At 46.2% G+C, this 1,653-nt stretch carries 2 protein-coding genes; both read right to left on the reverse strand.

The window, feature by feature from the left end; all coding sequences use genetic code 11:
* Positions 1 to 131 precede the first annotated feature (131 nt).
* The gene (locus A372_RS0100040; RefSeq protein ID WP_019418879.1) at positions 132 to 1,187 is read right to left on the reverse strand and encodes an RNA-guided endonuclease InsQ/TnpB family protein; all 1,056 of its coding nucleotides are present in this window, start codon (positions 1,185 to 1,187) and stop codon (positions 132 to 134) included.
* A gap of 4 nt (positions 1,188 to 1,191) precedes the next feature.
* Complete coding sequence (gene tnpA / locus A372_RS0100045) at positions 1,192 to 1,590, reverse strand: IS200/IS605 family transposase (protein ID WP_019418880.1); 399 nt, start codon at positions 1,588 to 1,590, stop codon at positions 1,192 to 1,194.
* Between the last annotated feature and the right edge of the window lie 63 nt (positions 1,591 to 1,653).

The raw sequence follows: 1,653 nt of genomic DNA on the forward strand, positions 1-1,653 counted from the left end.
TTGACACTCCACACGGCTAAAGCCGTGGGATTCTTAGCTAGTTGGTGCTTCCGCAGTCCATTTCTGGTTTGGAAAACTGCTAAGTTTAGGGCTGTGCCATCAGCCCGTCCTAAGACAGTGCATCTAGCATCTTAGGCTGACAGACTATTACCATCTGCCCCAGGTTGACGCATGATGTTAATCGCACCAACTCTGTCGCGATGCGTGTGAAACCCGCATAAACACTGATACGTTCGGTCATCGGCTTTATTGCGTTTACTACACGCCGGGCATGTTTGCGAAGTGTACGCAGGATTCACTTCGAGGACTTTGATTCCCGCCAATGCCGCTTTATACGCAATAAACATTTGCAGTTGATAGAACGACCAGGTATGCAGATTTTTAGCGTTTTTACGACTTGTTCTTGTCGTTTGGCGAATATTCGTTAGTTTCTCGATCTTGATGACCGATACTTGTTCTTCTATCGCCATGTTCACGATCTTCCGGCTGATCTTGTGGTTTTGATCTTTCATGTAGCGATGTTCCTTGTTCTGTTGCTTGCGAATCGCCGACAGCTTTTTAAGCTTACCCATCTTTCTTCGGCGCGCTTGAAACTTGCGGCGCATGTACCTGTTCTGCCTGCCGTTGCCGACAAACTGAGTTTTACCTGTTGAGGTGACAACGACGGCGGGGACTTTTAATCCCAAGTCAATCCCCATCGTTGCGCCGCTCGTTAGTGGTTCTGTTGGTATTTCAACAGCTATGTGCACGTACCACTTACCTGACTTTTCGACGACTCGCAATAGCCCGAGTTTATTGCTGAATAGGAGACGTTGCTCCCGTTCGGTTATGCGAACAGAAACCGTGAGCCGCTGTACCTTTCCGTTCATCATGACAGGAAATGAAACGTTACTGTCGCCAAACGAATAGTTTTGATTGTTCACGTAGTAGGCTCTACGCTTTAGAATCGGGCGTTTCCCTTGCTTTTTCGTCTTGTTATGGATGCTTCGCGCATCTCTAATGGCTTGGTTCCTTACTGCGGAAGGAAGATTGGCCTCGACATCCTTGGATGTCACCTTTGGAAATGCGCCCGATGCTTCTGCTTGTTCGGTTAAGTGATTGACCGTATGGATATATTCATTTCCCATCTCTTTCATAATGGCGGGATCACGGGGGAATAGACGAATTTGAACCGTTACGGTTTGCATGGTTTCACCCCCTTTTCTTTTGCTCTTCGACATAACGTTTGATCGTTTCACTTGATACGTTACCTGCCGTGCTGACAAAATAGGAACGTGTCCAGAGACTTGGCAGGTGCGTCAAGTGCGGAAATTCTTTGCGCAAGTCTCGCGACGTCGCTCCTTTCAACTTCGCCATAACGTCGGCTGGAGAATCGGTCGGTAGCACATTTAAGAATAGATGTACATGATCAGGCATCACTTCCAGTGTAACAATGAGCCAATCGTTGGCTACACAAAGCTCTTGCACAAGCTCTTTAAATCGTGCTTCTACATGTTTGACTAATACTTTTCGACGGTATCGCGGACAAAACACAAAATGATAATTGATGAGCGAAACGGTTGTTGTCGTTCTTCTATATTCTTGTCCCATACACCGATTGTATTAGTTTAAATACAAGACTGCAACAAAAACATGGAAAACTGTAGGACAATT

The organism is Paenibacillus sp. OSY-SE, assembly GCF_000283315.1.
Lineage (GTDB): Bacteria > Bacillota > Bacilli > Paenibacillales > Paenibacillaceae > Paenibacillus_B > Paenibacillus_B profundus.